General features: G+C 68.3%; 20 protein-coding genes and 1 pseudogene. 11 read left to right on the top strand and 10 right to left on the bottom strand.

Features of this window, described 5'->3' with window-relative positions:
* The first annotated feature begins 133 nt into the window (after window positions 1-133).
* The 4 genes from A4R44_RS05170 (at window position 134) to A4R44_RS52210 (ending at window position 3,747) form a co-directional block, all read left to right on the top strand.
* Window positions 134-1,048, top strand: coding sequence for a metal ABC transporter solute-binding protein, Zn/Mn family (locus tag A4R44_RS05170; protein ID WP_067576840.1), 915 nt, complete (start codon window positions 134-136; stop codon window positions 1,046-1,048).
* Window positions 1,048-1,884, top strand: a complete 837-nt coding sequence (locus tag A4R44_RS05165; protein WP_067576838.1) for a metal ABC transporter ATP-binding protein — start codon at window positions 1,048-1,050, stop codon at window positions 1,882-1,884. Before A4R44_RS05170 ends, A4R44_RS05165 begins: the two co-directional genes overlap by 1 nt.
* 3 nt (window positions 1,885-1,887) lie before the next feature.
* Window positions 1,888-2,772, top strand: coding sequence for a metal ABC transporter permease (locus A4R44_RS05160; RefSeq protein ID WP_067576836.1), 885 nt, complete (start codon window positions 1,888-1,890; stop codon window positions 2,770-2,772).
* 756 nt (window positions 2,773-3,528) lie between these two features.
* Entirely contained in the window at window positions 3,529-3,747 is a 219-nt protein-coding gene (locus A4R44_RS52210) for a winged helix-turn-helix transcriptional regulator (RefSeq protein WP_198545175.1), read from the top strand.
* On the opposite strand, the gene A4R44_RS05155 is transcribed toward A4R44_RS52210, so the two are convergent.
* The 8 genes from A4R44_RS05155 to A4R44_RS05115 form a co-directional block, all read right to left on the bottom strand.
* Window positions 3,701-5,017, bottom strand: coding sequence for a hypothetical protein (locus A4R44_RS05155; protein ID WP_067576834.1), 1,317 nt, complete (start codon window positions 5,015-5,017; stop codon window positions 3,701-3,703). The two genes, A4R44_RS52210 and A4R44_RS05155, sit on opposite strands and share 47 nt — an antisense overlap.
* A 53-nt stretch (window positions 5,018-5,070) precedes the next feature.
* Window positions 5,071-6,294, bottom strand: coding sequence for a DUF445 domain-containing protein (locus tag A4R44_RS05150; protein WP_067576830.1), 1,224 nt, complete (start codon window positions 6,292-6,294; stop codon window positions 5,071-5,073).
* Between the two features lie 47 nt (window positions 6,295-6,341).
* Window positions 6,342-7,511, bottom strand: a complete 1,170-nt coding sequence (locus A4R44_RS05145) for a DUF445 family protein (RefSeq protein ID WP_067578023.1) — start codon at window positions 7,509-7,511, stop codon at window positions 6,342-6,344.
* A 134-nt stretch (window positions 7,512-7,645) separates the two neighbouring features.
* Entirely contained in the window at window positions 7,646-8,875 is a 1,230-nt protein-coding gene (locus A4R44_RS05140; RefSeq protein ID WP_067576828.1) for a DUF445 family protein, read from the bottom strand.
* Window positions 8,876-11,245: 2,370 nt separating this feature from the next.
* Window positions 11,246-12,685: an FGGY-family carbohydrate kinase gene (locus A4R44_RS05130; protein WP_067576824.1), complete on the bottom strand. Its 1,440-nt coding sequence runs from the start codon at window positions 12,683-12,685 to the stop codon at window positions 11,246-11,248.
* Entirely contained in the window at window positions 12,682-14,013 is a 1,332-nt protein-coding gene (locus tag A4R44_RS05125) for an MFS transporter (protein WP_067576822.1), read from the bottom strand. The genes A4R44_RS05130 and A4R44_RS05125 overlap by 4 nt, the downstream gene beginning before the upstream one ends.
* A 76-nt stretch (window positions 14,014-14,089) precedes the next feature.
* On the bottom strand, window positions 14,090-14,884 hold the full coding sequence (locus A4R44_RS05120; RefSeq protein WP_067576820.1) for a DeoR/GlpR family DNA-binding transcription regulator: 795 nt from the start codon (window positions 14,882-14,884) through the stop codon (window positions 14,090-14,092).
* A gap of 7 nt (window positions 14,885-14,891) precedes the next feature.
* A complete protein-coding gene (locus A4R44_RS05115) occupies window positions 14,892-15,503 on the bottom strand; it encodes a histidine phosphatase family protein (protein WP_067576819.1) in 612 nt (203 codons plus the stop codon).
* Window positions 15,504-15,604: 101 nt separating this feature from the next.
* Here A4R44_RS05115 and A4R44_RS05110 point away from each other — a divergent pair, with 101 nt between their 5' ends.
* The 7 genes and pseudogenes from A4R44_RS05110 to A4R44_RS05085 all read left to right on the top strand — a co-directional run bounded on the left by A4R44_RS05110 (window position 15,605) and on the right by A4R44_RS05085 (window position 21,629).
* Window positions 15,605-16,288 (top strand): HAD family phosphatase, encoded by a 684-nt coding sequence (locus A4R44_RS05110; protein WP_067576817.1) that lies wholly within the window; start codon window positions 15,605-15,607, stop codon window positions 16,286-16,288.
* Window positions 16,289-16,291: 3 nt separating this feature from the next.
* Window positions 16,292-17,213, top strand: a pseudogene (locus A4R44_RS52205) (dihydroxyacetone kinase subunit DhaK); the annotation flags it as partial.
* Window positions 17,196-17,984: a DAK2 domain-containing protein gene (locus A4R44_RS52200; RefSeq protein WP_369805852.1), complete on the top strand. Its 789-nt coding sequence runs from the start codon at window positions 17,196-17,198 to the stop codon at window positions 17,982-17,984. The pseudogene A4R44_RS52205 and the gene A4R44_RS52200, both read left to right, overlap by 18 nt.
* Window positions 17,984-18,439: a ribose-5-phosphate isomerase gene (locus A4R44_RS05100; RefSeq protein WP_067576815.1), complete on the top strand. Its 456-nt coding sequence runs from the start codon at window positions 17,984-17,986 to the stop codon at window positions 18,437-18,439. Before A4R44_RS52200 ends, A4R44_RS05100 begins: the two co-directional genes overlap by 1 nt.
* Before the next feature lie 53 nt (window positions 18,440-18,492).
* The gene (locus tag A4R44_RS05095; RefSeq protein WP_067576813.1) at window positions 18,493-19,533 is read left to right on the top strand and encodes a 2-hydroxyacid dehydrogenase; all 1,041 of its coding nucleotides are present in this window, start codon (window positions 18,493-18,495) and stop codon (window positions 19,531-19,533) included.
* Entirely contained in the window at window positions 19,530-20,978 is a 1,449-nt protein-coding gene (locus A4R44_RS05090; protein ID WP_067576811.1) for an FGGY-family carbohydrate kinase, read from the top strand. Before A4R44_RS05095 ends, A4R44_RS05090 begins: the two co-directional genes overlap by 4 nt.
* Window positions 20,979-21,629: a class II aldolase/adducin family protein gene (locus tag A4R44_RS05085; RefSeq protein ID WP_067576810.1), complete on the top strand. Its 651-nt coding sequence runs from the start codon at window positions 20,979-20,981 to the stop codon at window positions 21,627-21,629. It abuts the gene before it with no gap.
* Between the two features lie 855 nt (window positions 21,630-22,484).
* On the opposite strand, the gene A4R44_RS05080 is transcribed toward A4R44_RS05085, so the two are convergent.
* Window positions 22,485-22,850, bottom strand: a complete 366-nt coding sequence (locus A4R44_RS05080) for a hypothetical protein (RefSeq protein WP_067576808.1) — start codon at window positions 22,848-22,850, stop codon at window positions 22,485-22,487.
* A gap of 628 nt (window positions 22,851-23,478) precedes the next feature.
* Window positions 23,479-24,912, bottom strand: a complete 1,434-nt coding sequence (locus A4R44_RS05075; protein ID WP_067576806.1) for an MBOAT family protein — start codon at window positions 24,910-24,912, stop codon at window positions 23,479-23,481.
* Between the last annotated feature and the right edge of the window lie 507 nt (window positions 24,913-25,419).

The raw sequence follows: 25,419 nt of genomic DNA, 5'->3' as shown, positions 1-25,419 counted from the left end.
TGTGGTGAGCGTCTCGATCCGTTCGGTGATGAAGAGCGCGCTCGGCCACCCGGTGGAGTGAGGCTCGCCGTTCGGATGGGGTAAAGTGAATCTGACAACGGTTTCCATTAGCAGTTCGACCCAGGAGTGCCCGATGACTTCCCGCCGTACCACGAGCGTCCTCGCCGCCGCGTCGGCTTTGGCTGTGTTCGCGCTCGGCGCGTGCTCCAGCACGTCGTCCTCGTCCGGTTCCGGCGCGGGAGGGGGAACGGGCGACCAGGTGAAGGTCGTCGCCTCCACCGACGTCTGGGGCAGCGTCGTGTCCGCCGTCGGAGGCGACAAAGTGCAGGTCACGTCGATCATTCACGATCCTTCCGCTGACCCGCACTCGTACGAATCGACCGCCGACGACGCGCTCGCCGCCAAGAAGGCGCAGCTGACGCTGGCCAACGGCGGCGGGTACGACGAGTTCTTCACCAAGCTGTCGGGCGAGGCGGCTTCGGCGAAGAAGCTGGTCGCCTACGACATCGCCAAGCCGGGCGAGGAGAACGAGCACGTCTGGTACGACCTGCCGGGCGTCGAGAAGGTCGCCGACCAGGTCGCGGCCGCGCTCGGCGAGATCCAGCCCGCGTCGAAGCAGAAGTTCGACGAAAACGCCAAGGCCTTCAAGGGCCAGGTCGACGGCCTGATCAAGAAGGCCTCCGCGCTGGGCGCCGCGCACCCGGACACGAAGGTCGTCGTCACCGAACCGGTCGCGCACTACCTGCTCAAGACCGCGAACATCGGCGACGCCACCCCGAAGGCCTTCTCCGACGCGATCGAGAACGAGACCGACGTGCCCGCCGCGGCGGTCTCCGAGTTCACCAAGCTGATCAAGGAGAAGCAGGTGAAGGCGCTGGTCAACAACGTGCAGACGGTCACCCCGCTGACCAAGCAGGCAGTCGCCGACGCGAAGGCGTCCGGGGTCGCGGTGGTCGATGTATCCGAGACGCTCCCGGCGAACGTCACGGGCTACATTGACTGGATGACCAAGGATGTGGACTCGCTGTCGGGGGCTCTGAACAGCTGATGTCCGTCCAGCTTCCGGAAGCCGGCCCCGCGGTCCGCGTGCGCGGGGCCGGGCTCGCCTTCGGCGACCGTACCCTCTGGTCCGGTTTGGACCTGGACGTCGAGCCGGGCGAATTCCTGGCCGTCCTCGGCCCGAACGGTTCCGGCAAGAGCAGCTTCCTCAAGGCGCTGCTGGGCATGCAGTCGCTGTCGGCGGGCACGGTGGAAATCGCGGGCGGGCGGCCGGGAGGGGCGAACCGCAAGGTCGGCTACATCCCGCAGCAGCGCGCGATCGACGATTCGCTCGCGCTGCGCGGCGTCGACCTGGTCGGCCTCGGCTTGGACGGGCACCGCTGGGGTCCGGGACTGGTCGGTATGCGCGCGCGGAAGCGCCGGGTCGCCGAAGTGATCGAATCAGTCGGCGGGACGCGCTACGCGAAACAGCCGGTCGGTCGGCTTTCCGGCGGCGAGCAGCAACGATTGCGAGTGGCACAGGCGCTGGTCGGCGACCCGACGGTGTTGCTGTGCGACGAACCGCTGCTGTCGCTGGACCTGGCGCACCAGCGCGCGGTCAGCGAGTTGATCGACGCTCGCCGGCGCGAGGCCGGGTCCGCGGTGCTGTTCGTGACGCACGAGATCAACCCGGTCCTGCAGTTCGTCGACCGCGTGCTGTACCTGGTGAACGGCCAGTTCCGGATCGGCAAGCCGGACGAGGTGATGACCTCGGAGACGCTGTCGGATCTGTACGGAACGAAGATCGAGGTGCTGCGCGTCGGCGGGCAGATCCACATCGCCGGTGCGCAGAGTGCGCTGTGCGAGGACGAACCGCATCACCACGAGCAGGAAGCAGTGGGCTGAGCCTTGGACGGCATGTTCGACTTCGCCAAGACGGGGGAGCTGATCGCGGAACTGGACAGCGTCCGCATCGCCCTGATCGCGGCCGCGGTGCTCGGTTTGCTGGCCGGCGTGCTCGGCCCGCTGATCGTGATGCGCCGCATGTCTTTCGCGGTGCACGGCACGTCCGAACTGGCCTTCACCGGCGCGGCAGGCGCACTGCTGCTGGGTGTCGGAGTGGAATACGGCGCACTGGCCGGTGCCGTCGCTGCCGCGCTGCTGCTGGGAATCCTGGGCATCCGCGACGCCGACCGCGATTCGGTGATCGGTGTGATCCTGTCCTTCGGACTGGGCATGGGCGTCCTGCTGCTGTCGTTCTACAAAGGACGGTCAGCGAATAAGTTCGGCATCCTGACCGGTCAGATCATCACCGTGGACAGCACGAACCTGACCGCCTTGGTCATCTCCGCCGCGGCGGTGCTGGCGGTGCTGGCGATGATCTACCGCCCGCTCCTGTTCGCCAGTGTCGACCGGTCAGTGGCCGAGGCACGCGGGGTCCCGGTCAAGACGCTGACGGTGCTGTTCTCCCTGCTGGTCGGGGTTGCGACGGCGCTGAGCGTGCAGGTGGTCGGGTCGCTCCTGGTGGTCGCTTTGATGGTGACCCCCGCCGCGGCTGCCGCCCGGGTGACCGCTAGCCCATTGCGCGCCACGGTGTTGTCGGTGGTGTTCGCAGAGGTTTCCGCCTTGGGCGGCATCGTGCTTTCGCTGGCCCCGGGGTTGCCGGTGAGCGCGTTCGTGACGTCGATTTCGTTCTTGATCTATCTGGTGTGCCGGGTGATCGCGTGGGCGCGCGACCGTCGGCGCGGGGTGCGGACGAGCCCGGTGGAAGCGGCCCCGGTTCCGGTCGGCTAGTGGTACACGGCCACCTGCTGGCGAGACCGAGTTGGTGCCTCGACCAGGTCAAGGACTGCTGTCGCGAGGTCCGCATAGGACAATGGGACGTTCGCCGATCGAGCACCTCGCCCGCAAGCCGGTACTTGCCGGTCGCCGGGTGCTTCGAGCGACAACCCGGGCGGCGGCGTGATGACCAGCCAGTCCACCGCCGCGGCTTGTTCCTGCCAGGCCCTTCATCCGTGCTTCGGCGAAGGGACGCAAGAAAGCGGGGAATGCCGCGGTGTCCTCGTAGAGTCGTGTGCTGCTGGTGCGCAGAGTCGCGGCGAGCCCGATTTCGATCACCCTCGACCCCCGCGCAGCCTGAAGTCGTCGAACGATTCGGGCGGGGCAGTAAACGGCGTCACGGCATTCACGACCGTGCCCCCCTCTCTCCGGGCAGACAGTTTTTTGTGCCTGCCGGGGTCGCGAACCACTCCGACCACTGGGCGTCCTCGACACAGCGCGTCAGCGACTACCGCAAGCCCGCCAGCACTGAAAACCACGAGCGGACCGTTTCGCTGTTCGGCACCGTGGGCTGGACGATATCTACGGAAACTGGTACTTCAACGAAACTGGACCCGGCGTGCCCGATGGCTGCCTTCCCCTTCCACGTAGGCGGCAGGTGGACCGGGAATGGCGTCGTCGCGTTGCTTGACGGCCCGCGGCGCTTCAGCGACCTCCGGCAAAACCCGGGGATCAGCAGCGCCAAAGTCCTGACCGAAACCCCGCGCGACCATGACCCGCGACGGTCTCCTGACCCGCACCGACCACCAGGCCAACCCGCCTCACGTCATCTACGAGCCGACCGGCCTCGGCCGCAGTCTCCTGCCGGTCATCGACGCCAAGCGCGAATGGAGCGATCAGCACCTAGCCGGGCTCCTGGCGCACCGCCAAGCCCACCCGTCCGCTACCGGATCGGATGCTGCGCCAACGCGCTCTTCACCGCCGCGATAAAGCCCTCGTCAGTAAAGGGCACCAACCCGCCGGCCACATTCCGTTCCACGGCTTGCAGCACCACCACGTGCGAGTTCACGAACTGGTCCACCGCCTGCGACTGCGGCGTCTTGTCCGTCGAATACGCCAAATACGTGAGATTCGTGAACGCCGCCTCCAGATACCGCGACGACGCGAGGCTGAACGAGTCTCCGTAGACCAACGTCGGCTGGTCGATCGTGCCGACGATCGGCGGCGCCGAGCGGTGCACCGGCTGATCGATGCTGCCGATGAATTCCCCCGCGCGGTCGGTGACGCCGTCCGGGCGCAGGTTGTAGCGGGTGTTCGTCTTGACGCCGGTTTGCCCGAGCAGCAGCGGCAGGTCCGCGACCGCGTCGTACTGGCCGTCCGGGGCGCTCAGCCAGCTGTTCGTCGTGCCCGGCTTGATCGTGTCGGCGAGTGCGCGGGTCAGGACGAGGCCGCCTTCGTCGCGCCAGTGCGTGTCGTTGGGGGCGTAGATCGGGTGGCCGACCCTGGTCGCTTCGGCGGCGAGTTGCGGGCGAAGGTCGAGCGAATGCCCTTCGGTGGTGATCTTGTACCAGTCGTTCGGCGAGGCGGCCTGCGAACATTCCTTGCCTGGGTAGCTCTCGGGCAGGAACTGCGGCACCATCGTCGTCTTGTCCGGTGTCACCACGAAGACGAACTTCCGGCCGGACGCCTCGACCGCCGCGCGCAGTTCGTCGATCCGCTTCATCGTGGTGTCGATGTCCTGGGCCGGCGTGCACTTCGCTTCGGAGTCGTAGCCGTAGTACAGCCAGCCGTCGGCACCCTGGACCACCTTGCGGTATCCGGCCTGGCTGGAACCCGGGGTGCTCGGCAGCGTCGGGCCGGTGTTCGGCGCGCCCGGTTGCTGCAGCGGCGGGGCCGGGATCGGGCCGTTGTTCGACGCGGACCCCTGGTCGAGCGGTGCGGCCTCGCCGAAGACGCCCTCGCTGATCCCGTTCGCCGCGTTGATCGCGCCCGCCCGGAACGACAGCTGGTCCGTCGCCCAGTGGGGCAGGTTGGTGAAGAACCCGAACCCTTCGCCGAGGCTGGGGAATCCGGCGAGCTTGTGGTTTTCGATCTCGCTCGGCCGGACCCCGACGACCCACAGCAGGGTCGGCGTCACGAAGAACAACAGGGCGCTGACCAGCGCGGTCAGCTGCCGTTTGCCGTGCCGCGGGCGATGCAGCGCGTGCTCGCGGGGCAGATAGGCCTCGTGGACTGCGGGCAGCTGCGGTGGCTCGGACACGGCACTGAGGTTAGTCAGTTCGAGTGAGCCCGGCGCGAACAACCGCCGAAAAGTCAGCCGAGCATGAGGAGGACTTGCAACTCGCCGACCAGGAACCCGATCACGCCGCCGACCGCGATCAGCTTCCACTCGTCCTGCCGGAACGCCGGCCGCAGCAGGCCCTCGAACTCCAGCGGCGTCAGCGCGAGCATCCGCTGCTCCACCATTTTCGCCACGTCCATCGCCTCGGTCAGGTAGCCCTCGGCGTAGCGCGCGGTCAACGGCAGCTCAGCCAGCGCCCGCTGTGCCGCGGCGTGCTTCATCTCCTGCAGCCGCTGCGCCCCGACGGCGAGCGCGACCACCGGTTTCGCGGCGCTGACCTGCGCGTCCACCGCGTGCCCGACAGCGCGTTCGACCATCGCCACGAGCCGGTCCGACTTCGGGCCGCGCAGCAGGGCGTCGAGCAGATTCGGGACGGTCAGCACCTCGTTGGCCACCAGCTCGCCGTATTGCCGGGCGACCTCGGCGCGCCGCCGCTGGAACTTGCCTTGCAGGATGACCCGGCCCAGCCGCACCGGCTCGCGCGGCAGGAAGATCATCTTGATCGCCAGCCAGTCGGTGAACAGCCCGATCGCGCCGCCGAAGATCGGCAGCACCAGCGGCTGCCGGGTCAGCGCCCACACCAGCGCCTGGACGAGACCGAGCACGAAGCCGAAGACGATCCCGGCGCGCGCGATGAACGTCATCTCCGGCCGGGACGTTTCGCGGATCAACCGGACCAGCAGCGCGCGGTCGCGGGTGAGCCGTTCGACGGTCATGTGCCGGACGTCGAGCACCTCGTCCAGGTTGTCGCGGACCTCGTCAAGGAACTCCCGCACCAGCTGCGGCGCGCTGGCCTGCACCTGTTTGATCAGCAGTTCCTGGGCGAGCGTGGGCATGACCTCCCACAGTCGCGGATGATGCTGTTCGAGCACGTCGCGGGCGATCCCGTCGACCGCGCGCAGCAGCGGTTGTTCGAGTTCGCGGGTGATGATCACCGGGTCGACGCGCGCGAAGACCTCTTTGATGTCGAGCAGGTTCGCGGTGAGCAGTTCGGTCGCGATCGCGGCCATCCGGCCGCCGTGCTTCGGCACCACGCCCTGCCAGCCGAGCAACGGCCGGATGCCGATGAATTCAAGCGGGCGGAACATCATCTCGATCGCGACGCGCTTGGTGACATAGCCGATCAGCGCGGCGACGAACGGCATCGAGACGTACACCGGCCAGTGCCGCGCGAAGTCGTCCAGCACCGCGTTCACCGGGTCTCCCTCCCCGTTCCGGAAGGAAACCGTATCGCGTGCGCGTCCTAACCGAGCAGCAGCAACGCCTGCAGCTCGCCGACGAGCCCGCCGATCACCGCGCCGACCGCGATCAGCTTCCATTCGTCCTGCCGGAAGGCGGGCCGCAGCAGCTGCTCGAATTCGAGCGGGCTGAGCCTGCGCATCCGGTCCACGATCGTGTTGCGGACGTCGAGCGCGTTGATCGCGTACGTCTCCGCGTGCCGGATGGTGTCCGGCACCCGCTCGGCGGCTTTCGCGGCGGCGACCTGCTTCATTTCCTGGAACCGCTTCGTGCCCACCGCGATCGCGACGAACGGCTTGACGACGCTCGCCTGCGCGTCGATCGTCTTCTGCACCTCGCGGCTGATCAGCGAGAACAGCCGGTCCGATTTCGGCCCGCGCAGCACGGCTTCCAGCAGATTCGGCACGGTGATGATCTCTCGCGCGATCATGTCGCCGTAGTCGGCGGCCACCTCGTCGCGGCGCTTCTGGAACACGCCCTGCCAGTTGTAGAAGCCGAAGAACCGTTTCGGCTCGCGCGGCAGGAAGATCATTTTGAGTGCGAGCCAGTCGGTCAGCCAGCCGATCCCGAGCCCGAACAGCGGCAGCACGATCGGCGACTTCGTCAGCGCCCAGACCAGCAGCTGCACACAGCCGAGAACGAACCCGAACCAGATGCCCGAGCGCGCGATGAACCGCATTTCCGGCCGGGAGATGTCGCGGATCAGCCGGTTGAGCAAAGCCTTGTCGCGCACCAGGTTCGTGACGACCATGTGCTTGAGGTCGAGCACGTCCTCGATGTTCTGGGAAATCTCGCGCATGATCTTCGTGATCGCCCGCGGCGCCTCGGCCTGCACGCGTTTCAGCAGCAGTTGCTGCGCGCCGGACGGCAGCATTTCCCACAGCCGCGGCTGGTAGGTCTCCATCACCTCGCGGGTGACGTCCTCGACCACGCGCAGCAGCGGCTGTTCGATCTCCTTCGCGACCTGCTCCGGGTCGAGCCGGGCGAAGATCTCCCGCGGGTCGACGAGGTTGGTGGTGAGCATTTCGGTCGCGGTCGTCGCCATCCGCTCGGCGTTCGCGGGCAGCACGCCCTGCCAGCCGAGGAAGGGCCGGATGCCGNCGAGCGGCTGGAACATCATCTCGATGGCGACGCGCTTGGTGACGTAGCCGATCAGCGCCGCGATGAACGGCATGGAGACGTACACCGGCCAGTGCTCGGCGAAAGTGTGCACGCGCGTCCCCTCCGTGTCGCTCACCGGAACGGTAACCCGCGTCCTCATCCGCATCCTCCCCGCCGCCACCCTCAACGGACGGCAGAGCCGCAGGATTATCCCAAGAGGAGCAGGACCTGCAGTTCGCCGACGAGCCCGCCGATCACCGCGCCGACCGCGATCAGCTTCCATTCGTCCTGTTTGAACGCCGGCCGGAGAATGCCCTCGAACTCCAGCGGCGTCAGTTGCTGCATCTTGTCGACGATGGTGTTGCGGACGTCGAGCGCGTCGGTCGCGTAACTCTCGACGTGCTTGACGGTCTCCGGCAGATACGCGATGGCCTTCTCCGCGGCGGCCTGTTTCATCTGCTGGTACTCACGCCCGCCGACAGCCAGCGCGACCAGCGGTTTCGCCAGACCGGCCTGCGCGTCGACGGTCCGCTGGACCTCCCGCGTGACGAGCGCGAACAGCTTGTCCGCACGCGGTCCGGTGAGGACGGCTTCCAGCACGTTCCCCGCGGTGAGGACTTCCTCCGCGATCAACGCGCCGTAGTCCGCGGCGACCTGCGCGCGGCGTTTCTGGAACATGCCCTGCCAGGTGAAGAACAGGAACCGGCGCGGCTGCCGAGGGTAGAAGATCATTTTGAGCGCGAGCCAGTCCGTGACGAACCCCGTGACGAAACCGAAGATCGGCATGATCACCGGTTGTTTCGTGAGCGCCCACGCGATGAGCTGGACGAGCCCGATGACGAATCCGAAGCCGATCCCGCTGCGCGCGATGAACCGGAACTCGGGCGCGGCGACCTCCCGGATCAGCCGGCAGGTGAGCGATTTGTCCCGGACCATGGCGCTGATCAGCATGTCGTTGACGTCGAGGACTTCGTCCACGTTCGACGCCACTTCCCGCATCAGCCGCTTCACGACCACGGGCGCCTGCGCGCGGACGCGGTCCACCAGCAGTTGCTGCGCACGAGCGGGCAGCATTTCCCACAACCGCGGTTGGTAAGTCTCGAACACTTCGCGGGTGACCTCGTCGACCGCTTTCAGCAGCGGTTCTTCCAGCTGCGCGACCATTTCCTCCGGATCGAGCCGCGCGAAGACCTCTCGCGGGTCGAGGAGATTCTTGGTCAGCAGGTCGACCGCGGTGGTGGCCATCCGCCGGGAGTTGGCAGGGATGACGCCCTGCCAGCCGAGGAAGGGCCGGATGCCGCGGAATTCGAGCGGCCGGAACATCATCTCGATCGCGACGCGTTTGGTCAGGTAGCCGATGAGCGCCGCGATGAACGGCATGGTCGCGTACACGTGCCAGTGCGCGGCCAGGTCGGCGGCGATGGCGGAAAGGTCCATGCGTCTGCCCCGTTCGCCCGCGCGGTAGGTCGAGGAGACAGGATGCCATGCGTGACGTCGGGTTTCGCGTTTCGTAATACAGCCGTTTGGCGGTACGTGCCGCAGGTGCCCCGATCACTAAGGTGACCCGATGGTCGCGCCCGAGAAGCCGCAGCACCCCGCCTTTGCTGTTACCCGGAAGGGATACGACCCGCACCAGGTCGACACCCGCATCGCCCAGCTGACCAGCGAACTCACGACGACCTCCCACGGCCGCGACGAGGCGGTGGCCACCGCTGGCGAGCTCACCAAGGCCCTGACGACAGCCCAGTCGGAGCTGTCCGAGGCGAAGGCGGCGCTGGTCCGCGTCACCTCAAGCCCGGCCGGCGCCGGCGCGATCTCCGAACGCGTGCGGATGATGGTGCAGCTGGCCGAGGAGGAAATCGCCGACCTGCGCCGTTCCGCGGAAGCGGACGCGACCTCGACCCGCGCCGAAGCGGACCGCTACGCCCACGAAACCCAACGGGCAGCGGACAAAGCGGCCAAAGAAGCGGAAGCGGAACGCCAGCGTTTGCTCGCGGAGACCCACGCCGATTTGGCCGCGCGCTCAGAGGCCCTGGACGCCCGCGTCGCGGCTGCGGAGAAGGACCTTGCTGCGCGGCAAGCGGATCTGGAGTCCCGGATTGCTGCCGCCGAAGCGGACATCGCCACCCGTACCGCCGCTGCGGATGAGGAGATCGCGACCCGCCTGGCGGACTTGGAAGCGCGGCTCAAGGCGGGCAACGAGGACATCGCCACCCGCACGGCGGCCGCCGACGCGGACATTTCCACCCGCACCGCGGCGGCCAATGAGGACATCGCCACCCGGACAGCTGCGGCTGACTCGGAGATCGCTGCCCGCCTAGCCGCGGCTGAAGAGGACATCGCCACGCGCACCGCGGCCGCCGACGCCGATATCGCCACCCGTACTACGGCGGCCAATGAGGACATCACCTCCCGCACCGCCGCCGCCGACGCCGATATCGCATCCCGCACCGCCGCGGCTGACGCCGAGATCGCGTCCCGCACCGAAGCCGCCGACCGCGCCCGCGCCGAGGCAGACCAGGCTTCCGCAGCGGCCCGTGCCGAAGCCGACCAGGTCGCCCTGACCGCTCGTACCCAGGCCGACGAGGCAGCCGCCGAAGCCCGCGCCAAGGCAGACGCCGAATCCCAGCACGCCCGCCTGGCCGCCGACGCCGAAGCTCGCCGCATCCGCGACGAGAAGGACGCCGAAGCCCTCCGCGCCCGCACCGAAGCCGCCGAAGCCGCCGCCCAGGCCCGAGCCGAGGCCGACGCCGCGGCCGAAGCCGCCCGCCAGGCCGCCGACGAGGAATCCGCCCGCGTCCGAGCCGAAACCGACGCCGCCGCCGAAGCAGCAGCCGCTCAAGCCCGAGCCGAGGCCGACCGTCGAGCGTCGGAGGAGATCGCCATCAAGAAGGCACAGGCNCACAGGCAGAGACTGCCCTCGCCGACGCTCTCCACAAGCAAACCGAAGCCACCGAATCGCGTACCCTGGCCCTGGACCTGCGCACCAAGGTCGCCGATCGGATCGCCGCGACCAACGAGGCCGTCCAGGAGGCGTTGCGCTTCCTCGGCTCGCAGGAAGAGGACGCCGCTTCGCCGACTTCCGCCCGTCCGCAAGCCTCCGCCCCGTCGCCGGCTGATGCTCCTTCCGGGACTGCCGCTCCTTCGCAGACCTCGACGTCTTCGTCGGCCGACGCACGTTCCCAGCCCTCAACTGCCTCGCCGGCCGACGCCCCTCCGGCAACGGGCTCGTCCGCCCCCGCCTTGCCTCAGCCGACGCCGCGCCCGGACACCCAGTCACCCGCAGGATCGCAGCAAACGGCCAAATCCTCCGAACCACCGACTCCTCGCAGCAACGGCAACGGTCGCGGCCCCGGCCGCCCGCGTGCGGGTCGCTCGTGACTGTTTGTCCCTGGGCGGTGGCGGTTGGCGGCTGTCCTGGTCGTCGGCGTGCGGGTCGCTCGTGACTGTTTGTCCCTGCTTGGTGGCGGTTGGCGGCTGTCCTGGTCGTCGGCGTGCGCGTCGCTCCTAACCAGCTAGCCCCGCTGTCCCCGCAAGCCTTGACCCAGCCAGGCCGCGAGTGACCTGAGGAAGTCACCTTCGGCCTGCAAGGCTGCTGCTGGCTTGCAGGCGGCTTGGCTAGTTCGCTGGTGACGTACGGGTTTCCGGCTTGCGGGACTCGCTGGTGGCCAGCCTGATCGGATTCCGCACGACTCCGGGCGCGCGGGGCTCCGTTGGCCTGCACCGCTGTCCCGCAGTTCGCGCATGGCCACCACGGTTCCGCCCCATCCAGGCCTGGCCCGAGCAACATCAAGATCCCCAGTCGCATCACCCCGCCGCCACGGTGAACAGCTCGTCGTCAATCCAGCCGCGAGCTCGCAACTCGCGGCAAAACCGTTGGTACGAAGCCAACATCGCCGCTGACTCGCCCGACGAGGGCTCAACCAACGACCCCACCGGCATTCCCTTGCACGCCGCACGCAGACCACCCGACGTGCACCCCGCCGCCGCGAGGAGTGCCGCGCCGTATCCCGTTTCCGCCTGTGCTGCGACTTGTAACCCGAGCCCGTTCACCGTCGCCCGGATCTGCGTCCACAAAGGACTCTTGCTGCCACCGCCCGCCGCCAGGAGCGGTTCACGGATCGGAACCCCCAGACGCCGCAAATGGTCCAGGGCGAGTCGCTCCAGGAAGGCGACTCCTTCCAGCCGAGCCCGATGCAGCTCGACCTCGTCGACTGGGCTGCCAAGGACGAAGCCCTCTGCGTCGCCGTGGGCGAACGGAAAACGTTCTCCCTTGCGCCGCAACGGGAACGCCACTACCTCGGCCGGACCGCGAGCAGCGGCGGCGGCGTCCAGTTCGGCCAGCCGCAGACTGTCCGAAACGGACTCGCCACCGGTGTTCGCCGCGCCGCCCGGCAACCACCAACCGTCTGGATGCCGATGGCTGTACATGACTCCAGTGGGATCCGGCACCAGCGTTTCCGTGACGCCCTTCAGGACATACGTGGTCCCGAGAATCCCTACGAACCGCCCCGGTTCGACCGCACCCGCGGCCAGCTGTCCCGCGCATCCGTCCGTCATGCCCGCCACCACGAGACATCCGGCAGGCAATCCGGCGACTGGCACCGAAATCTCGCCGAGCACGCTCGTCGGCGCGACCACCGGCGGCAGCATCCCGTCCGGCACGCCCAATCCGGCGAATACCTCGGTCGGCCATTCCTCAGCCAGCGGGTCGTACCCGCTTTTGAGCGCGTGCGACCAATCCGCCGCGACCGGATGTCCGGTCAGTTTCGCCGCGATCATCTCCGGCGTGTGCCGGACGGCGACCGCCTCGGTGTGCTCGGCCAGCCAGGCGATCCGGCCGAGTGCCGCGGTCGGCGAGACGCCCGAGCCCAGTTTCCGCCATCGTCTGGCCCCGAGTTCGACGGCTTTAGCGTTGTAATCCGCTCCGCGCCGGTCGTCGTACATCAACGCGGGCGTCACCGGTTCGCCTGCGGCATCGACTCCGACGATCGTTCCGGACGTAGCCGCGATCGCCACCGCCGAGACTTCCGTGCCGCGTCCAGGCAGCGCGGCAGTGACCCCGTTCAGCACCGAACCGACCGCGGGCCACCATGCCGACGGATCCTGTTCGCTGCGGCCACCGCCCGCGCGCACCGGCGCCGGCAGCGACGCCGATGCGGTGGCAAGGACCGAGCCGCCGCGCACCGCGAAGGCGCGAACCCCCGCGGTGGCGACGTCGATGCCGACCGAGACCTGCTCGTTCACGCCGTGCTGACCCTCTCTTCGACATCTTGCAAACTGCCGTCGTTCGCGAGTGCTTTCTCGGTTTCCTCAGGCAGCTTCAGGAAGCGCACCAGCACCGCGGCCACCAGGTACAGCGCGGCGAAGATGATGACGACTCCGGCGGCACCGGCCGGCCCGAGGAACAGCGACACGATCGCCGGTCCGACGAACGCCGCCGCGCCCGCGCCGAGGTTCAGCAGAGCCATCGCGCCGCCCTTGTGCTCCGGGGCCAGTGACGGCAGCAGCGCGGAGATCGGCACGAACCCGGCGAGCGTCGCACCGTAGAGCGCGCCGACGATCAGCGCGAGCCAGTAGTACTGCGAGCCCATCGCGACTGGCACGAAGTACAGCAGCAGGATCGAGATCGCGCAGCCGATCGCGCCGAACCAGAAAATCGTGGTGCGCCAGCCGATCCGGTCGCTCAGTACGCCGAAGATCAGGTTGAAGAAGATGTTCGTCCCGTAGATCACCGACACGAGCAGGAGCCAGCGGCTTTCCCCGAACCCGATCTGGGAGATGAAGATCGTCGGGAAGAACACGAGCATGCCGAATTCCGGCGCGGTGTTGATGACCCGCACGATCATGCCGACGCCGACCCGCGGCTTCTTCCATGCGATCGAGACGCTGGAAACCAGGCTCTGCACCGGTTTCACGTCCGGTGGCGCGAGCCTGCGGTACCCCGTGCGCTGCCGGACGCCGAACACCGCCACGAGCCCGCCGATGCCGAGCAGCACGACCGCGACCCACAGCGTGCCGTAGTGGCCGAACAGGGGATTGGTGAAGCTCGCGACGAGCGCGCCGAGCGTGGGCAGGCCGCCGGTAAAGGCGAAGTAGAACCAGCCGACCGCCGCGCCGAGCCGGGCGACCGGGGCCACCGCGGTGATCCACACCAGGAACCCGAACGCGAACATCGGGTAGCCGAATCCGCGGATGCCGTAGCAGATCAGCATCGCCGTGTAGTTCCCGCCGGCGAGGCCGATCGTCAGGAACAGCGCGTCGAACACCAGCCAGATGACCAGGCCGATGACCATCACCCGGCGCGGGCCCCACAGTTCGGACAGCGCACCCGACAGCCAGGACGCCAGCATCACCGCGACGCCGTACACGGTGATCACGTACGACGCCTTGATTTCCGTGCCCGCGCCGTTGTCCGCCATGTACGGCGCGATGAAACCGGACTCCACTCCGTCGCCGATCATGAACAGGAGCAGTCCGACATACCCGAGGAACAGGGGCGCGGGCAGCCCCCATTTCGTGAGCAAGCGCCCGAAGCCCGACCTGGGCAACTCCGCTGTTGCCGACTCGTTCATACACGCCTCCATGACGTCGAGATCCAACGTATCATGGACTGTGTGAACTTCGCACGCAAGAGCGTTATTAAGTCGATCAGTTCTCGGGATCTTCGGCGACCTGCACTTCGACCCGGCTGCGCATCTCGTCGACATAGTGCGGATCGGCGCCCTCGTCCACGATCAGCAGGTCGTAGTCGTCCAGCGCCGCGAGCCGATGCAGCGCCGTGCGCTTCATCTTGCTGTGGTCCATCAGCAGCACCTTGTGCCGTGCCGCGGCCAGCATGGCCCGTTTGATCATCACGATCTCGGGTTCCTGGTGGAAGCTCATCGACGTGCTCATCGCCGAGGTGGACACGAACGCGATGTCCACCGAGAGCCGCTCGATCGACTCGATGCTCTGCATGCCGAGGAACGAATCGTGGGTGGGCGAGTAGTCGCCGCCGATGCAGATCAGCCGCAGTTCGTGCACGTTCTTGAGCACGTCGATCGCGGCGAGGTAGTTCGTGGCCACAGTCAGCGGCGTCACCTCGACCAGGAGCCTGGCCAGCGCGAGGGCGCTGGTGGAATCGTCGAGCAGCACCGACATGCCCGGCTCGACCTGCTCCACCGCGTGCATCGCGATCACCCGTTTGGCGTCGACGTGCGCGTTCATCCGGTATTCGGCGTTGCTCTCGAACACCGTCGACGGCATCGCCGAGACCCCGCCGCGGTACTTCCGGACCAGGCCGCGCCGGGACAGTTCGTCGATGTCCCGGTGCACTGTCATCATGCTGACGCCGAGCAGGTCGACGAGCTCGCCGATGGTCGCCGAACCCTGCCGGAACACGTGCTCGGTCAGCTTCTGCTGACGATTCTCGCGGGGGTGTGCGGCAGGCTTTTCGCTCGACATGCCGTGATTATCGCGGTTCCACTGGAAGGTTGAAGCGCACCAGGGCAGTTCGGTCACCACTCACCTCCAGTTCGGTGACGGCCGCGTTGTCCAGGCGGGGGAACACGCCGCGGTAGCGGCACAGCGGGATGCCGAGCAGCTGACAGAGCGTGAGCCGCAGCAGCGTGTTGTGCGCGACGACCAGCGCGGTTCCGCTGGTCGCGGCGGCAATCGCGCGGAGCGCGCGAGCCCCGCGTTCAGCCGCCCCGGCCGGATCGTCGGCGTCGGGAAAGGCGCCGGCGATCGGATCGGCGAGGAAACGTTCGACCGCGTCGGGATCGGTCTCGCGCACCTCGTCGTGGGTGCGGCCCTCAGCGATGCCGAAATAGGTCTCCCGCAGGTCAGTGACGATTTCCGGGACCAGATCCAGCGCCTCGGCCGCCGGTTCGATCGTGCGCCGGGCACGTTGTTGCGGCGAGCAGAACAGCGCGTCCGGTTTCACCCGGCGGGCGTACGCGGCCAGCGCGTCCGCCTGGCGGATCCCCTCTTTGGTCAGCGCTACCTCGCTGGTGCCCGCGTAGCGGTTCTCCGCGTGCCATTCGGTCTGCCCGTGCCTGGCCAGCAGCAGCCGTGCGCCCACTCGTGCCCTCCTTGTGTGAACACCCTTGCGAACTTCTCATTGTCGCTGTTAACTTAACATTGCTCGTGTGAAACGGGCTCGTCTCTGAAGGGATCTGGTGGATGACTCTCGACGCGGTGGTGTTCGACCTCGACGGTGTCCTGGTGGAAAGTGAACACCTCTGGGAGGAGAACTGGGTCGCTTTCGCCGCTCGGCACCAGGTCGAGTGGACTGCGGAGGACACGGCCTCGGTGCAGGGCATGAGCGCGCCCGAATGGGCAGGCTATCTCGCTCGCCGGTGCGGGGTGCCGGACCGGGCGGACGAGGTGGAACGCGCGGTGGTCGACGGCATGATCGCCTCGATCGACGCGGGCGAAGCGCCGTTGCTTCCGGGCGCGGGCGCGATGGTGCGTGAGGTCAGCGAGCGGGTCCCGGTCGCGCTCGCGTCGTCGGCGGCCCGCCGGGTGATCGACGCGGTGCTCGAAAAGCACCAGCTCGCCGGCGAGTTCACCGCGACGGTGTCCAGTGCCGAGGTCGCGCGGGGCAAGCCGAACCCGGACGTCTATCTGGAGGCGGCGGCCCGGCTCGGCAAATCGGGCAGCGAATGCCTCGGGGTCGAGGACTCTAGCAACGGCATCCGGGCGGCGGCCGCGGCCGGGCTCACCGTGATCGCCCTGCCCAACCCGACATACCCGCCGAAGCCGGACGCGCTGGAGCTGGCCAGCGCGGTGGCCGAGAGCAATGACGACGTCCGGCTGAAGCTCCTGGCCTACTTGGCCGGCGAGCCGGTGGCCGCGAGGGACTGAACCATGACCACCTTGGGTTCCCCGGACACGTTCAAGCGGCAGTGGCTGGACGGGTTCGTCACCGCGTACGGCCGCACGGTCCAGAAGGTGCCGGATGCCTACGGGGTCGTCCGCCGCGAGGCTCCGGCGAGTTCGAAGGTCGCGGTCGTGATCGGCGGTGGATGCGGTCACTACCCGGCGTTCGCGGGTCTCGTCGGCCCTGGCCTGGCCGACGGCGCGGTCGTCGGAGACGTGTTCACGAGCCCGAGTGCCGAGCAGGTCTACCGCACGGCTCGGGCGGCGGACAACGGTGCTGGTGTGCTCTTCGGCTTCGGCAATTACCAGGGCGACGTGCTCCACTTCGGACTCGCCGCGCGCAGGCTGGCGGCGGAGGGCATCCCGAGCCGCACCATCCTGGTCACCGACGACATCGCGAGCGGCCCGGCGACCGAACCGGAACGACNAACGACGTCGCGGCGTGGCAGGCGATTTCCTGGTCTTCAAGATCGCCGGTGCGGCGGCGGAGCGAGGCTACCGCCTCGACGCGGTGTACGAGGTCGCGGCGAAGGCGAACGCTCGCACACGGACGTTCGGCGTCGCGTTCGGCGGTTGCACGCTGCCCGGGGCGGACGCGCCGCTGTTCACGGTCGCGGACCAGGAAATGGAGCTGGGCCTCGGAATCCACGGTGAACCGGGCGTGCGCACGGTGGGTCGGCTGTCCGCGGCGGAGCTGGCGGACGAACTGGTTGACGGTCTCCTGCCGGAGCTGCCGGACGGGGACGGCCGCGTGGTCGTGCTGGTGAACGGGCTCGGCCGCACCAAATACGAGGAAATGTTCGTCACTTACACCCGCGTGCACGAACGGCTCGCCCAGGCCGGGCTCAGCCCGGTGCATTCCGAGGTCGGCGAGTTCGTCACCTCGCTCGACATGGCCGGGGTTTCGCTGTCGATCCTGGTGCTGGACGACGAATTGGCCGAGCTGTACACCGCGCCGTGCGACACCCCGGGCTACCGCACCAGCGGCGCCGAGCTGGGCACGGTCGACCTTGAGTCCACAGTGGACGAACTGCTGACCGCGGAGGCTCCGGGGACCAGCGTGGTCGACCGGGTTCTCACTGCGGCTTTGCGCAGCATCGAAGAAAACGAAGCGGAGCTGGGCAGGCTTGACGCGGTGGCCGCGGACGGAGACCACGGGCTCGGCATGACCCGCGGGATGCGCGCCGCCGTCGCTGCCGCGCGGCGCGAACCGGACACGGTTTCCGGTGCGCTGCTGGCCGCCGGTACGGCGTTCGCCGATGCGGCTGGCGGTGCCTCGGGTGCGTTGTACGGCGTGCTGCTGGCGGAGACCGGTGCCGGTCTGACCGGTGCCGAAGCCGGGGACATCACCACGGCGATGCTCGCCGACGCCGTCGACGGTGCGGTTCGCGCGTTCTGTGAGCTGGGCAAGGCCGAACTGGGCGAGAAGACAATGCTCGACGCGATCGAGCCGTTCCGGGCCACGCTGCGGGAGCAGGCGGGTTCGGAAGTAGTGCAAGCCTGGCGGAAAGCCGCTGGAGCCGCGGTCGTAGGCGCGCGGGAGACCGCGCACTTGCGTCCGGCGAAGGGACGCGCGGCGCGGCTCGCGCAACGGAGCGAGGGTCATTCGGACCCGGGTGCGGTGTCGTTCTCGCTGCTGGTCACGGCTGTCGGCGAGGAGCTGGAAAGGAGCGCGGACTGATGCGCATCGTGGTGGCGGCGGACAACGCCGGGGTCGAACTGAAGAATCAGTTGCGCGACCTGCTGCAGGCCGACGAACGAGTCACCGAGGTGACCGACCTCGGCGTGCCGGACGCGGCGGACGATCGGGCGTACCCGTTGCTGGGACTTGCCGCCGCGGAAGCCATCGCTCGCGGTGAGGCAGACCGCGGCGTCCTGGTGTGCGGCACCGGCATCGGCATGGCGATCTCGGCGAACAAGGTGCCTGGCGTGCGGGCGACGGTGGCGCACGATTCGTACTCCGCCGAGCGGTCGATCAAATCGAACGACTGCCAGGTGATCACCTTCGGAGCGCGGGCGATCGGCCCTGAAGTGGCGAAGAAGATCGTGGCCGAATGGGTCGGGTACCGCTTCGATCCGGCGTCGGCCAGCGCGACCAAGGTCGCGCACATCACCGAATACGAGAACGCCCACTGACCAAGGCGTCCGTCGTGACGCACAATCGGCACAGAGCGAGTGAGGGAGCAGAGTTGCACATTCTCGCTGCGGGAGACCACTTCGTCAGCCCCGGCCTGCTGGCCGGAGCCGTCCGCGCGGAACTCGGCGGCGGCCATGAGGTCGCCGAGCTGACGCTGCCGTGGCCGGTCGAGCCGTTCGGGCCGGTCGGCAACGTGCTGGAAGCCAGCGGTACCGAAGACCAGGTGATCGAGGCACTCGCCGGTGCCGAGGCTGTTGTCACGCAGATGGCCCCGTTCACCAAGAAGGTCTTCGCTGCCGCGCCGGCGCTCAAGCTCGTGTCGGTGTGCCGCGGCGGGCCGGTGAATGTCGACCTCGCCGCCGCCACCGAGGCTGGAGTCGCCGTCACGTACGCGCCGGGACGCAACGCGGGCGCGGCGGCCGAGTTCGCGGTCGGCATGATCCTCGCCGCGATGCGGCGGATCTCGACCTCCTCGGCCGAACTGCTCGCCGGCACCTGGCGCGGTGACTACTACGCCTACGACCAGGCCGGACTGGAGCTGGGCGGCACCACGGTCGGGCTCGTCGGGTACGGCGCGATCGGGTCCCGGGTCACCAAGGTGCTCGTCGCCTTCGGGGCGAACGTCCTGGTGGCTGACCCCTACGCGGACCGGGCCGCGGTAGCGGCCGATGGCGCACAGCTTGTCGAGCTTGACGAGCTGCTCCGGCAGAGCCGCGTCGTGAGTCTCCACGCGCGGCTCACCGAGGAGACCCGGCACCTCATCAACGCGAGCAAACTCGACCTGCTGCCGGAGGGCGCGGTCCTCGTGAACACCGCTCGCGGTGGCCTGCTCGACTACGCGCCGCTTCCCGACGCCCTGCGGTCCGGTCGGCTCGGTGCGCTCGCCCTCGACGTTTACGACGTCGAACCGCCGCCAGCGGACTGGGCGCTGCGCGACGCGCCCAACGTGATCGCGACTCCGCATCTCGCCGGCGCGAGCAGGCAGACCGCCGAGCGAGCGGCCGCGATCGTCGCCGCGGAAGTCGGCCGGTACGCCCGCGGCGAGCAGCTGGCCAACCTCGCGAATCCCGAGGTGCTGGAGCGACGGCCGTGATTGTCGGGGTCGACATCGGGACGTCGCTCACCAAGGCCGTGGTGTTCGACGAGGACGGCAGCTCCATTGCGAGCGCGTGCACGCCGTCCGAAGTGCACCACCTGCCCGGCGGACGGGTCGAGCAGGATCTCGACCAGGTCGTCGGCACTGTCGCGACGGTGGTGCGCGAGGTCGCGGCCGCGCTGCCCGAGCCGGTGTCCGCGTTGGCGTTGACCGGACAGGGCGACGGGCTCTGGCTCCGCGACGAAGCGGGCACCGCGGTGCACCCGGCCATCTCGTGGCTCGACGGCCGGGCGAACACGGTGCTCGCGAAATGGCAGGTCGACGGCGTGGCGGCGGAAGTCTTCCGCCGTACCGGTTCCGGCATGTTCCCCGGCTGCACCGCGGCCGTAATGTCCTATTTGGACACTCATGAACCCGAGGTGCTCGACCGTGCCGCGGTGGCCGGATACTGCGTCGATGCGGTGTTGCAACGGCTCACCGGCGAGATCACGGTCGATGTTTCGGACGCGTCGCTGCCGTTCCTGAACCCGGCCACGCGCAGCTACGACGACGGTGCGATCGAGGCCTGCGGGCTGGGGCACCGCCGGTCGCTGTTCGCAAAACCAGCTCCGGCGAAGTCCGTGTTCCGGCTCGATCGGCGCGGTGCCGAATTGCTCGGATTGCCGGTCGGATTGCCCGTCACCGCAGGACCGTTCGACCTGCCGGCCAGTGCCATCGGCGCTGGCGTACGGAAACCGGGCGACGGCATCCTCACCGCCGGGACCACGCTCGCCTGCCAGGTGCTTACCGCCGACCCGGTGTTCGATCCAGAAGCGGAACCCGCGGGCATGTTCCTGTGCACGCCCGACGAGCACGAGTACCTGCACGCGATGCCCGCGATGGTCGGCACGGCAGGGATCGATTGGGCCTGCGAGTTGCTGGGCATCAGCGTCGAGGAAATCGACCCGCTGCTCGCGAGCAGCAGGCCGGGCGCGCGCGGGGAGCGCGCATTGCCGTTCCTGTCAGTATCGGGCGAACGCGCGCCGTTCGTCGACGCCGGAGCGCGCGCACAGTTCTCCGGGCTGAGCCTGGAAACCGGCCGGGCAGACCTGGTCCGGGCGCTGTGCGAGTCGATCGCTTACGCCGCACGGCATTGCTTTGACGCAGCCGGTCTGTCGGGACAGCTCTACGCCTGCGGCGGAGGAGTCCGTTCGCCCGAATGGCTACAGATTTTCGCCGATGTGCTCGGCCGTCCGGTCGTGATCCCGAGCGATCCCGGCGTCGGCGCGCGCGGTGCCGTGCTCACCGCCGCGGACGCGCTGGGAACGCCCTACGATCGGGATCGCTGGGCAGCGAACTCGCGAATGGTCGAGGCCCGGCCCGAGAATGTGGCTGACTACGAGCGCGGTTACGCCGACTACCAGGCTTCCCTGTCTGCCGCGCGCGGATTGTGGAGGCTGTGAATGATCCTGGAGAACGAGCGTGCCGCAGTATGCGAGTACGCCCGCCGCCTGACCGCGGACGGTTTGGTCGTCGGCACGTCAGGCAACGTGTCGGCGCGGGCTGGCGACTTGGTCGCGGTAACCCCGACCGGTGTTGACTACGCAGCCCTCACTCCCGCCGACATCCCCGTGGTGGACCTCGGCGGCAAGACCGCCGACGGCGCGTTGAAGCCGACGAGTGAACTCCCGATGCACCTGGCCGTGTACACCAGGGCCAGTGACCCCGAATCCGCCCCGGTGAACGCGGTCGTGCACACGCATTCGGTGCACGCCACCGCAGTGTCCACTTTGGTCACCGAAGTCCCGCCGATCCACTACATGCTCGCGGCAATCGGTCCCACGGCCCGAGTAGCCCCGTACGCGACCTACGGCACCACCGAGCTTGCCGACGCGATGCTGCAAGCCCTGGACGATCGCCGAGGCTGCCTCCTGGCCAACCACGGCACGATCACCTATGGCGACTCGTTGGCGAGTGCGTTCAGCCGGGCTCAGCAATTGGAATGGGTCTGCCAGGTGTGGCTGCTGGCCCGCTCCGCCGGTCCTCCGGCTCTGTTGCCGCCAGCGGAAATCGAGCTGGTAGTGGAGAAGCTGAAGGGATACGGCCAGCGATGACCTGATCAGGGAGGGTGGCGGCCCGCCTTGCTGGCCGCCCTGGCCTGGCGGATACCCGCGCTGTGGCGGGTATCTAGGCTGCGGTGGGGACTCTTGAGGCGGGTAGCCGTTCTGCGGCGCGGGATTCACCGTCCCGGATTGCGCCGGGTGCCCAGGCTGGGTCGAGGACCAGGGTTGCGGTGGATGCCCGGGAGCGCCCGGCTGCGGTGGATGCCCGGGCTGCGCGGGAAGGCCCGGCTGCGGTGGATGCCCGGGCTGCGCGGGAAGGCCCGGCTGCGGCGGATACCCGGGCCGCGCGGAAACACCGGGCTGCGGCGAAAACCCGGACTGTCCCAGGTATGCCGCGCCAGGCTGTGTCGCACACCCGCTTGCGGAACTTGCCCGGCGTATCCCGGCGGCGTGAATGGCGCGCCAGGGGCTGCCCAGGTCGCTGGACCGTAGCCCGCTTCGACAGGTTGTGCGCTCGGAAGAGGCTTGGCGAGCGGGGCAGCAGCATCACGATCGTCAGCAGCCCCGCGATGATCGTGGCAATCCCCGCCGGAGTTGCACGACGGCAAGCACGTGCCGCGAAAGCAAACGCGACAACGAAGCAATCGCCACTACCGCTTGCACAACCGCAGGCACCACGAGGAAGCGGGCCGGGCGGAGACCGCGTGTCGCGAGCGGTGCTGCGCCGGACAGCACTGCCGTACTTGGCACGGTCGGCAGCGCATGCACGTAACTCGGTCGCGGCCTCGGTTCGCGGCACGGTGATCTCGCTGAGCCGGACCACTCCCGCGAGCACCGGCGCATGGACCCGCGGTTGTCCGGCAGATCCGGGCATGCCGGGATAACAGGGCCAGGCCCTTCGGGGGCTTATGGCAGCGGGACGAGCGCTCCCACGCCCCCTCGCGCGAACTGGGTCGCCAGGCGTTGCGGCAACGGATTCGGGTACAAAATAATCGATGCGAACGGCGACGGCGTGTACCCGGCCCCGCCGTTGCTCTGCAGGTGCACGCTGACGTGGACGTTGCGGTCAGCGGGAATCTCGAACGACACCGCACCCCAGGAAACGACGTACTGCCGACCGTCGATTCCCGCGAACGGGATGTATGCGCCAGCGTGGAAAACATACGTGGAAATGTCGATCGTGAGCAATCGCCGAGGACCGTCGTGCGGGTCGACGTACGGGATGACATTCGGGGTGGAAGCCAGATCTGGTGGCTCGGTCGGGTCAGTCATCGGTCCGGGCCTTCCGTCAGGGCGATGAGCGAAGCTTACCCTCGACGGATCGGTCGTCGGGTGCCGAAGACCGGAGAGTCGTGCGCATCCGGCCGATGCGGCACAAGATCCGTTCGCGGTTCTTCGCGGCCTTCAGCCAGGCCGGAAGCCTGGCGAGCATAGTCATGCGGGGTTGCTGAACAGGAAGTTGCTGCTCCCGAAGTCGAGCAACGACGTAGGCTTCGAGGTGGTCCAGGTGTCGTTTGTTGTAGGCCCACAGCACATGCTCGTCGAAGTCGGCTTGCAGCCACAACGGGCGCCGCAGGAAAGGGTCACACGCGGTCCCCGGCGGAGGTGGCCCGAGTTGAACGCGGTTTCGCGCATCCTGCGCGTGGCCGCAACGACCGCACACTAGCCGCCTCGGGGCGAACAGGATTTCCTCCGTCGGCGGCGTGCCTGGTACGACGCCGACTTTCGCGCAGCGCTCGCAACGAGGGCAACGAACCAGCACCTATCAGCGGTGAAATCCCATGCCCACAGCTGCTGGTCGCGAAACCGCTCTCCGCCGTCGCGGCTGGCCGCCAATCCCATCCGGGAATCCTGACGTTCTCCTGTCCGAGACGTCAACCAGAATGAAGCTGTTCCGCGATCAGAACTGGTAGTACAAGAACGGGCTGAACGTCCCCGTAGCCACCAGGATCGCCGCATAAACCAATCCCACTGTCATGACCCCGATGCGCAGCGCGGTCGCTCTGCGGCTCCGCGACGACTCCAGCAGCGGGCCGGTCACCGGATGTGCTGGGAGGACGAACACGATCAGCGCCAGCAGCAGGATCACCAGCCGCTGGTTCGTCAACGCGCTTTCCACGACGTCGCCGAGGCCGCCGAAATCCGGGATCAGCATGTGGCCGATCATCGACAACGCGTGGCCAAGATCAGCGGAACGGAAGAAGACCCAGCCGAACACCACGAGGATCAGGGTCAGCACTCGGCGGGCGATGCGGGCGATTGGGCCGGCAGGAGCGTCGCCGAGGTGGAAGCGGCGTTCGATGACCAGAAGTGCGCCGTGGTAGCAGCCCCAGATCAGGAACGTCCATTGCGCGCCGTGCCAGAAACCCGTCAGCACGAAGACGATCGACAGGTTCCGGTATGTCTTTCCGGCGCCTGAACGGTTGCCGCCCAGCGGGATGTAGACGTAGTCGCGGAACCAGCGGGACAGCGACATGTGCCAGCGGCGCCAGAACTCCGTGATCGTCACCGACGAGTACGGGCGGGCGAAGTTCTCCGGCAGCCGGAAGCCGAGCATGCGGCCGAGGCCGATCGCCATGTCCGAGTAGCCGGAGAAGTCGAAGAACAACTGCAGGGTGTAGCCGATCGCGCCGAGCCAGGCCGTCGTGAACGTCATCTGGTTGGCCGGGGTCGAGAAGCAGGCTTCGACCATCGGGCTGAGCGAGTCGGCGATGATCGACTTCTTGCACAGGCCCAGCGCGAACCTCGGGAAGCCCGCGGCGATGTCGTCCAGCCGGTGCGACCGCCGCTGCGGCAACTGGTCGGCGATCTCCCGGTAGCGCACGATGGGACCCGCCACCAGCTGCGGGAACATCGCGATGTACGCGGCGAACGACACCGGGTTGCGCAGCGCGTGCCGCTCGCCGCGGTAGATGTCCACCACGTACGAGATGTGGTGGAAGGTGTAGAAGGAAATGCCGATCGGCACCACGATGTTCGCGACGCCAAGGTCGCCGCCGAACCAGTGCGCGACGGCGGCGATCTGCTGCGTCGCGAAACCGGCGTACTTCCAGATGACGAGCACGAGGACGTCGAGCGTGATGACGCCGATCAGGATCCGCTTCCGGCGCGTGCCGCGGACGTCCCACGGACTCGGCTCCAGCGCCGGTCCGGCCAGAAAGTTCACCGCCATGCAGAGCAGCAGCAGGAACAGGTATGGACCGGCACCGATCGTGTAGAACAGCAGGCTCGCGACCGCGACGATGCTGTTGCGCCAGCTGCGCGGGCACACCAGGACCGCGATCAGCACCGCGGGCATGAAGTACCACAAGAACAGCGGCGAAACGAACGACATCGGTGACGGACCCCCTCGGTTCCGGAGGAGACCTTAGCCCGAGCGGGTGGCTTCGCGGGGCGATGCCCGACGGATCACAGCACGAATCACCGAGGGTGACGGATTTGGGAGGATTTCGCCCTTCGCGACGGGGAAGCGGGGCGGGCGGTGAAGCTGTGCCGCCGCCGGGAGCCGAGGAAATCTCGTGGATGCGGGGTGCCGCTGAGAGTGCGGGCTGGGCGTGCGATGGGGCTGTTGCGAGGGAGGACGGCAGCCTCGGCGAGGGGAGTCGTGGCTGAGGGGGAAAGGCGTTGACCGTGCGATGCGGCGGAGGCTCGGGGCGGCGGAGCGGGAGGCCGGGCAAGTACGGCGGTGGCTGAGGTAGCTCGGTGGGAGAGCAGTGGCTGGGCAAGCGAGGCAACGCGAGGGCCGCGGAAGGGCCGCGGCCGGGCGAATGCGGCTGCGGGTTGCGCGGGCGTGTGCGGCGAGGGGAGGGGTTGTGGTTGAGCGGGGAGAGCGGTGGCCGGG

Source organism: Amycolatopsis sp. M39, assembly GCF_001651785.1.
Classification (GTDB): Bacteria; Actinomycetota; Actinomycetes; order Mycobacteriales; family Pseudonocardiaceae; genus Amycolatopsis; species Amycolatopsis rubida.
Note: the sequence above shows the minus strand (reverse complement) of the source record. Positions and strands in the feature narration are given on the sequence as shown.